6 protein-coding genes, 1 tRNA gene and 1 pseudogene are annotated in these 8,563 nt (G+C 72.3%); 4 read left to right on the top strand and 4 right to left on the bottom strand.

Annotated elements, in window-relative coordinates; translation table 11 throughout:
- The 4 genes and pseudogenes from ACZ34W_RS28280 to ACZ34W_RS28265 all read right to left on the bottom strand — a co-directional run.
- A pseudogene (locus ACZ34W_RS28280) lies at positions 1 to 140 on the bottom strand (ATP-binding protein); the annotation flags it as partial.
- Positions 121 to 546, bottom strand: a complete 426-nt coding sequence (locus tag ACZ34W_RS28275) for a DUF742 domain-containing protein (protein ID WP_329489726.1) — start codon at positions 544 to 546, stop codon at positions 121 to 123. The gene ACZ34W_RS28275 and the pseudogene ACZ34W_RS28280, both read right to left, overlap by 20 nt.
- Positions 547 to 707: 161 nt before the next feature.
- On the bottom strand, positions 708 to 1,121 hold the full coding sequence (locus ACZ34W_RS28270; protein WP_030057391.1) for a roadblock/LC7 domain-containing protein: 414 nt from the start codon (positions 1,119 to 1,121) through the stop codon (positions 708 to 710).
- 10 nt (positions 1,122 to 1,131) lie between these two features.
- Positions 1,132 to 4,857, bottom strand: coding sequence for a nitrate- and nitrite sensing domain-containing protein (locus ACZ34W_RS28265; protein WP_465608073.1), 3,726 nt, complete (start codon positions 4,855 to 4,857; stop codon positions 1,132 to 1,134).
- A gap of 628 nt (positions 4,858 to 5,485) precedes the next feature.
- Here ACZ34W_RS28265 and ACZ34W_RS28260 point away from each other — a divergent pair.
- The 4 genes from ACZ34W_RS28260 to ACZ34W_RS28245 all read left to right on the top strand — a co-directional run bounded on the left by ACZ34W_RS28260 (position 5,486) and on the right by ACZ34W_RS28245 (position 8,500).
- Positions 5,486 to 5,707 (top strand): hypothetical protein, encoded by a 222-nt coding sequence (locus tag ACZ34W_RS28260; RefSeq protein WP_329489728.1) that lies wholly within the window; start codon positions 5,486 to 5,488, stop codon positions 5,705 to 5,707.
- Positions 5,708 to 5,925: 218 nt separating this feature from the next.
- Entirely contained in the window at positions 5,926 to 6,726 is an 801-nt protein-coding gene (locus ACZ34W_RS28255; protein WP_329489729.1) for a fumarylacetoacetate hydrolase family protein, read from the top strand.
- Positions 6,719 to 8,218, top strand: coding sequence for a glutamate--tRNA ligase (gltX, locus tag ACZ34W_RS28250; RefSeq protein ID WP_329489730.1), 1,500 nt, complete (start codon positions 6,719 to 6,721; stop codon positions 8,216 to 8,218). Before ACZ34W_RS28255 ends, gltX begins: the two co-directional genes overlap by 8 nt.
- Positions 8,219 to 8,428: 210 nt before the next feature.
- Positions 8,429 to 8,500, top strand: a tRNA-Gln gene (locus tag ACZ34W_RS28245).
- The last annotated feature ends 63 nt before the right edge of the window (positions 8,501 to 8,563 follow it).

Below are 8,563 nucleotides of genomic sequence, written 5' to 3'. Positions count from 1 at the left end.
ATGACGGCTTCGGTGCGCAGGGGGTTGATCTCGGAGACGGCGCCGACGAGCGTGGTCTTGCCGACACCGAAGCCGCCGGCGACGACGATCTTCGCCGAGGTCGTGGCGCGGGTGGCTCCGTTAGAGCTTGCGAAGTCCACTGAGGACCCTTTCGAGCAGCGTGACGTCGGGCGTTCCGCCCGACTCGCCCGCGGCGGCGGGCTGGTGGATGGCGACGAGACCGGCCTCGGCAAGGTCGGCGACGAGGATGCGGGCGACACCGAGCGGCACGCCGGCGAGTGCGGAGATCTCCGCGATGGACTTGACCTCACGGCAGAGGTTCACGATCCGGGCGTGCTCGGGCAGCAGGCCGCCGGTCCGCTCGGCGGAGCTGGTGGTCGAGATCAGCGCCTCGATCGCGAGCTGGTACCGGGGCCGGGTGCGGCCTCCGGTCATCGCGTACGGGCGGACCAGCGGCTGCTGCTCGTAGCCGTCGGACTGCTGCCCGCCGTAGCCGCTGCCGTACCCGCTGCCGTACGAGCCGGCGGGTGTCGAAGGCGGGGTCATGGGTCCTCCTTGTGCTGCAGCCTTGGGCAGCCGGTTCCAGCTGGGGCGATGCCAGCTGAGGCGAAATCAGCTGCCTGAGGGTAGCTGAGGGTGAGGCGCCGGGCCTGGTCGGGTCAGGCCCGGCGGGGAGGTGGGACGGGTGGGGTCGCCGCTCAGGGCACTCAGTGCAGGAGACTGCCCTGGAGTTCTGCGCGGAGTGCGGGGGTGAGGACGGCGCCGGCGCGGTCGACGAGCAGTGCCATCTCGTAGCCGACGAGGCCGATGTCGGAGTCCGGGGAGGCGAGGACGGCGAGGGCGGAGCCGTCGCTGACGGCCATCAGGAAGAGGAAACCGCGCTCCATCTCGACGACGGTCTGGTTGACCTCGCCGCCCTCGAAGATCCGGCTGGCGCCGGAGGTGAGGGAGGTGAGGCCGGAGGCGACGGCGGCGAGCTGGTCGGCGCGGTCGCGGGGGAAACCTTCGGACATGCACAGCAGGAGGCCGTCGGCGGAGACCACCACCGTGTGCGACACCCCGGGGGTGTTGTCCACGAAATTGGTGATCAGCCAGTTCAGGTTCTGTGCGGCCTGGCTCATCTGGTTCAACTCAACGCTCCTGGTGATCTGCGCCGTTGCCGTCGGTGCGGCCCCCGAAGCTATCGAATCCGGACTGCTGGGCACCATGCTGCGGGCCCGCCTGGTTGCCCTGGCCCGGCCCGGCCGCCTGCTCGGCGCCGACCCGGCGGCCCTGCTGGATGCCGCGGCGCAGGTTGGTGAGCCGGCCGCGGACCTCCTCGGGCGCACGGGACACCTGGGGGCCGGTCAGCGGGGACGCCTCGGCGGTACCGGAGACCAGGTTGGCCTGCGGGGTCCGCCGGGGGAGACCGGACATGGTGACGCCGCTGGTCGAGGGCTCCCGGACCTGCTCGGCCCGGCGCCAGCGCTCGTCGTTCGCGGACGGCCGCCACGGCGCGTCACCCGGCCCGCCCGGCCCGCCCTGCGGGGCCTGCTGCGGCTGGCCCTGCTGGGGGGCCTGCTGCTGAGCCTGGTGGGGAGCCTGCTGGGCGTGCTGGTGCTGCTGCGGGGCCTGCTGGTGCTGGCCCTGCTGCTGGACGCCGGGCGCACTGGTCCCGGGCCGGCGCGGCTGGTACTGACCCGCCCGCGCCGCCTCGGCCTGCTCGGCCGACTCGAAGATCGGCGCACCGCCCTGCGGGCCGCCGTCGGACGGACCGGTCGGCAGCGCCATCGGCTCCTGGCGGACCGGCTCGGGCCGGAGCTGCTCCTGGCGGACCGGCTCCGGACGCGCCGGGTTCGGCAGCACCGGCTCGACCAGACCGAGGCCGAGCGGGTCACGCGGGTCGATCTCGCTCGCCTCGAAGCGCGGCCGGGCGAACTGCGCGGTGCTCTCCATCGACGAGGGCTCGGCCGCGGGGAGCGGCTGGGCCTGCTGCGGCGGGAACTGCTGCTGCTGCCGCTCGCGCTGCGGTGCGTCCGGGCCGGGGCGCTGCGGACGGCGCGGACCCTGCGGGCCCTGGCCGCCGGGGCCGCCCTGGCCCTGCGGTGCCTGGCCCTGCGGTGCCTGGCCCGGCTGGCGGCGCTGCGGCAGACCCTCCTGCGGGCGGTTGCCCGGGCGGGCGCCCTGCGGCGCGCCCGGACGGCCCGACTGGTCGGCCCAGCCGTGCTGCGGCTGCTCGCCGGTCCGGGGGCCCGGACCGCCGGCGAAGTCCCCGCCGGGGCGCGGCCGCTCCTGGCCGGGGCGCCGGCCCTGGCCGGGCTGGCCCGGGCCCTGGCCCTGCTGGCCCTGGCCCGGCTGACCCGGACCGGGCTGCTGCTGGCCGCGGCGCGGCAGCGCACCGGGACCGCCCTGCGGCGGAGCCTGCCGTCCCGCACCGCGCTGCGGCAGACCGCCCTGCGGGTTCTGGCGGGCCTGCGGGACCTGCTGCTGGCCCTGAGGGGCCTGCTGACCCTGGGGGGCCTGCTGGCCCTGCGGCTGGCCCTGGAGCGACTGGCCGACCTGTCGGGTCGGCAGCGCGCCGCCGGCCCGTCCACCGGGGCCGCCCTGGCCGCCCGGAGCACCGGGACCGCCCTGGCCGAGCTGCGGACGGCCCTGCGGGGCACCGCCCGCCGGACCCTGGCCGAGCGCGGCCGGGCCGCCGTTCGGGCCGCCGGCCGGACCGCCGGGCACCTGGCGCTGCTGGCGCGGTGTCGGGGCGACCCCGCGCTGCTGCTTGGCCTGCGCCGAACCGGGGCGGGCCGGAGCCCGGCGGTCGGCGGAGTTGGTGACGTCCACCGGGAGCATGACCAGCGCGGTGGTGCCGCCGGAGTCGCTGGGGCGCAGCTGGATGCGGATGCCGTGTCGCAGGGACAGGCGGCCGACCACGAAGAGGCCCATCCGGCGGGAGACGGAGACGTCCACCGTCGGCGGGTTCGCCAGGCGCTCGTTGATGTCGGCGAGGTCGTCGGGGCTGAGGCCGATGCCGGTGTCGTGGATCTCGACCAGCACCCGGCCGTCCGGCAGGGCGTGGCCGGTCACCCGGACGCGGGTCTGCGGGCTGGAGAACGAGGTGGCGTTCTCCAGCAGCTCGGCGAGCAGGTGGACGAGGTCGTTGACGACGCGGCCGGCGACCTCGGCCGACGGCACGGTGGCCAGCTCGATGCGCTCGTACTGCTCCACCTCGGAGGCGGCGGCGCGGAGCACGTCGACCAGCGGGACGGGGCGGGTCCAGCGGCGGCCCGGGTCCTCGCCCGCGAGGACGAGCAGGTTCTCACCGTTGCGGCGCATGCGGGTCGCGAGGTGGTCCAGCTTGAAGAGGTTGGCCAGCTGGTCCGGGTCCGCCTCGCGGCTCTCCAGCTCGGAGATGAGCGACAGCTGGCGCTGGATGAGGCCCTGGCTGCGGCGCGAGAGGTTGGTGAACATCGCGTTGATGTTGCCGCGCAGGAGGGCCTGCTCGGCGGCGAGGCGGACGGCCTCGCTGTGCACCATGTCGAAGGCGTGGGCCACGTGGCCGATCTCGTCCGCGGAGTCGATGCCGACCGGTTCGACGGTGACGTCGACGTCGTGCGGGTCGCTCTCGGACAGCGTCTTGACCAGCTCGGGCAGTCGCCGCTCGGCGACGTCCTCGGCCGCGGACTGCAGCCGCGTCAGCGAGCGCACCATCGAGCGGGCGATCAGACCGGCGCCACCGAGGGCGACCAGCAGCACCAGCGCGACGGCGGCACCGATGATCAGGGCCTCGGTGTCGGCGGCGGACTGCAGCTCCTGGGCCTTGCCGTCGAGGTCCTCGATCAGCTTCGACTCGATCCGCCGCTCGGCGGTGATCTTGGCGGTGGCCTGCTCGTACCAGTCCTTGAAGCTGACCGGCTCGGTCTGGTGGATACCGCTCTGCTGGAGCACCGAGCGCGCGTACCGGTCGGCGGCGGCGACCACCGAGTTGTAGCTGAGCTGGCCGCGCAGGTTGTCCAGGTCGTGCGAGGTGTAGATGTTGTTGAAGCTGGTGAGCGCGTTGTCGTAGGAGGCGCGCAGCCGGATACCGAAGGACTCGTCGCTCAGGCTGAGGTCGGGGGCCTTGGGGTTGGCGAGCGCGGCGCTGATCAGGGCGCGCTGCTGCGAGGTGGCGTTCTTGGCCAGCGAGAACTGCTGGAGGGCGCGGGTGGCGCGGACCAGGTCGCGGTTGTTGGACGCGAGCGCGATGTCCTGGGTGATCGACAGCAGGTCTCGGATGATCACGTCGTAGGCCGTGATCGTCGACTGGATGTTCTGGTTGTTCTGGTACGGGGTGTTGCGCGCGTCCGAGATCGAGTTCAGGTCCTTGCGGATCTGGAACAGCAGCGCCTTGCCGCCGGAGAGCTCCAGGTTCTCGAACTTGTCCGAGGACGCGGTGAAGGTCCGGCTCAGGTCGTCGGTGATCTTGCGGGCGTTGACGATGTCGTCGTCGAGCGGGGCGTTCGGCTCGTGGGTGATCGGCCCGGCGCTGATGTCCCGCTCGGTCTGCAGGGCGTCGGCGAGGTTGGTCGCCTTCTTCGCCAGGTCCGAGAGGTTGGCCATCTGGGCGAGCTGCTGCGAGGCCTCGAGAGAGGTCTGGATGCGCAGCCCACCGAGCACGAGGGCGACCAGCACCGGGAGCGCGAGCAGCGCGATGAGGCGGGTACGGATCCGCCAGTTGCGCATCGCCAGCCGGCTCATGCCCTTGGCCCGTCGGCGGGTCAGCGTCTTGCGGAGCTTGCCCCGGGCCGATTTCCGGTCCTGTTCGGCGTCGTCCTCCGGGCGGCCGACCGCCTCGGGTGCCGGCTCGACGGGGCCGCCGGGCACCGCCGCCTGCTGGGGTGGTGCCACGGGCTCACGCGACTCCGGGTCACCCGCGGCGCCGCTACCCCTTTTGAAACGTCCCTGCACTGGCGTCGCAACCTCTGGACCGGGCGTCCCGCCGCGTCGCCGCAGCCTGGACGGTGTGGAGTTTCCATCCGCACCCCGGCCGGTCCGGGAGAGCGGGCACCGGGGTGGACTACTCCCTACCCACGGTCCGTGGCATTCCAGCACAGCCGGGGAATCCCAACAAGGGCCGCCAGGGCGAGCGGGGCCACACTACCGACCGCGCGCGCGATTTCACTGACTGTGCGGTAACCGGACCGGAATACCGCCTTTTTCGGACACTTGCCGGATACATGCCAACCGGACCCGAGATCAACGGGAGGTGCAGAGGTTCCCGAATGACCGATATGCGGGGTTTTGTCGGCGAAACTTGATGAAGCGATATGTCGGATATCGGAGAATTGCTCTTCAATTTGTGAGCAAAATCACAGCACAATGTGTAGCTTTGGTCACGGCGGCTGTGGAAAGAGATCCGTAACCTTGCTGTCTCCGGCGCACGGCCACGATCAGCCTGCCCAGAATCTCCCCGAACCACTCAGGCCGGTGCCGCGCCACGTCGACGCGCCGGTCGCGACCCCGAGGTGCTGACGAGATGTCCCAGGCGAACACGGCCGCCACCAGTCCCGAGCTCTCCAGCCGTTCCACGGCGAACCCGCGCCGGACGACGCTGGCCTCGGTCGAGGACTTCAGCGGGATCCCGGGCGCCCGCCGGGCCGAGCACGTGGCGACCTACGCCACCGAGCTGCCCACCAACACGGCCAACCCGCGCCGCACCCAGCTGATGGTCGCCCCGGCGGTGGCCCCGCGGAGCTGACACCCCGCACGAACCCGGAAGGCGCCGCACTCGCGGCGCCTTTCGGTTTGCTCCCGCCGGGTCGGGCGCAACCGCGCTGAACAGGGGCAAAGCGGTCGGGGGAGGCCCCACGCGATAGCCTGGTCGACGATTGAGCGGGGCCGGGCCCACACGGGCGCGGCGCCCACCAGCGCCCGGGCGCGCCCCGGGCGGCCGACGAAGCGAGGGGTAGCCCAGCCGTGCGCATTGCCAGGTTTTCCGTCCGGGAGGGGAGCCCTGCCGCCGGCACCGTCTCCTTCGGTGTGGTCGAGGGTGACCCGGCGCAGCCCGAGTCCCTCGTGGTCCACGCCCTGGCCGGCCACCCGTTCGGGCAGCCCCAACCCACCGGTGAGAGCTACCGCTTCCAGGACGTGCGGCTGCTCAGCCCGATGCTGCCGAACAAGATCGTCGCGGTCGGTCGCAACTACGCCGCCCACGCGGCGGAGCTCGGCCACGACGTCCCGGACGTCCCGCTGACCTTCTTCAAGCCGTCGACCTCGGTGATCGGCCCGACCGAGTCCATCGCGTACCCGCCGTTCTCCTCCGACGTCCACCACGAGGCCGAACTGGCCGTGGTCATCGGCCGGATGTGCCGCGAGGTCCCGCTGGACCGGGTGCCCGAGGTGATCTTCGGCTACACCTGTGCCAACGACCTCACGGCCCGCGACATCCAGCAGCGCGAGGGCCAGTGGGCCCGCGCCAAGGGCTTCGACACCGCCTGCCCGCTCGGCCCGTGGATCGAGACCGACCTCGACCCGAGCGACCTCGCCGTCACCTGCACGGTCAACGGCGAGCTCCGGCAGGCCGGCCGCACCTCCCAGATGGTCCGCTCGGTCGCCGAGCTGATCGTCCACATCTCCGAGGCCATGACGCTGCTGCCCGGCGACGTCATCCTCACCGGCACACCCGCTGGGGTGGGCCCCCTCAACGTCGGCGACGCGGTCGCCGTCTCCATCGAAGGCATCGGCACTCTCACCAACAAGGTGATCAAGCGTGGCTAACACTGACCCGAGCGTTCGGGTTCGCTTCTGTCCGTCCCCGACCGGCAACCCGCACGTGGGCCTGGTCCGCACGGCCCTCTTCAACTGGGCCTTCGCCCGCCACAACGGCGGCACGATGGTCTTCCGGATCGAGGACACCGACTCCGCCCGCGACTCCGAGGAGTCGTACCGGCAGCTGCTCGACGCCATGCGCTGGCTCGGCTTCGACTGGGACGAGGGCCCGGAGATCGGCGGCCCGCACGCGCCGTACCGGCAGTCGCAGCGGATGGACATCTACGCGGACGTGGCCCGCCGGCTGCACGAGGCCGGCCACGCCTACCACTGCTACTGCTCCACCGAGGAGCTCGACGCCCGCCGCGAGGCCGCCCGCGCGGCCGGCCGCCCGTCCGGCTACGACGGCCACTGCCGGGAGCTGACGGACGACCAGGTCGCCGTCTACAAGCTGGAGAAGCGCGAGCCGATCCTGCGGTTCCGGATGCCCGACCGCACCATCGCCTTCGACGACCTGGTGCGCGGCACGCTCAGCTTCGAGCCGGAGAACGTGCCCGACTACGGCATCGTCCGGGCCAACGGCGCACCGCTCTACACCCTGGTCAACCCGGTCGACGACGCCCTGATGGGCATCACCCACGTCCTGCGCGGCGAGGACCTGCTCTCCTCGACCCCGCGCCAGATCGCGCTGTACGCGGCGCTCGCCGAGATCGGCGTCGGCGACGGCGGCACCCCGCGCTTCGGCCACCTGCCGTACGTGATGGGCGAGGGCAACAAGAAGCTCTCGAAGCGCGACCCGCAGGCCTCGCTCAACCTGTACCGCGAGCGCGGCTTCATCCCCGAGGGCCTGCTCAACTACCTGTCGCTGCTCGGCTGGTCGCTCTCCGCGGACGACGACATCTTCTCGGTGGAGCAGCTGGTCGAGGCGTTCGACATCGCCGACGTCAACGCCAACCCGGCCCGCTTCGACCTCAAGAAGTGCGAGCACATCAACGCCGAGCACGTGCGCCGGCTGGCCCCGGAGGACTTCGTCCGCCGCCTGGTGCCGTACCTCCAGGCGCCCGGTCTGCTGCCGGCCGAGCCGACCGCCGAGCAGCTGGAGCTGCTGGCCAAGGTGGCACCGCTCACCCAGGAGCGGATGGTCGTGCTGAGCGAGATCGTCACCATGGCGGGCTTCCTCTTCGTCGACCCGGCGGACTTCACGCTCGACCCGGACGACGCCGCCAAGGTGCTCACCGCCGACGCCCGTCCGGTGCTGGAGGCGAGCATCAAGGCGCTGGAGGAGCTGGCGGACTTCTCGCCCGAGCCGATCCAGGCCGCGCTGCGCGCGGCGCTGGTGGACGGGCTGGGCATCAAGCCCAAGTTCGCCTTCACGCCGCTGCGGGTGGCCGTCACGGGCCGCCGGGTGTCCCCGCCGCTCTTCGAGTCGATGGAGCTGCTCGGGCGCCCCGAGACGCTGCGCCGGCTGACCGCCGCGCTGGCCGCCGTCCCGGCTGCCTGAGCACCGCCACCGGCGGCCGCGGGCCGGGTTCTGACCTGGCCCGCAGCCGCCCCGGCCGCGGCCTGGGCTTATCGATTTTGGACCGGGGCCGGACGTCGGGTAATGTTCTTTCTGCGCCGCCCGGGAGGGAACGGACGAGGGAGCGAAACCCCGTCGGGACCGAGCGAGGGGCGCAACGCCTGAGAAGGGCCCGCAGGGGTTCAACTCTGGTGGGGTATGGTGTAATTGGCAGCACGAGTGATTCTGGTTCATTTAGTCTAGGTTCGAGTCCTGGTACCCCAGCGCAGTACAGCACTGTCGAGTCCATCGCAGTGCAGGCACCACCGCAGTACAAACAAAGATCCA

The organism is Kitasatospora sp. NPDC022856 (genome assembly GCF_055561235.1).
This window is presented reverse-complemented; position numbering and strand designations above follow the sequence as displayed.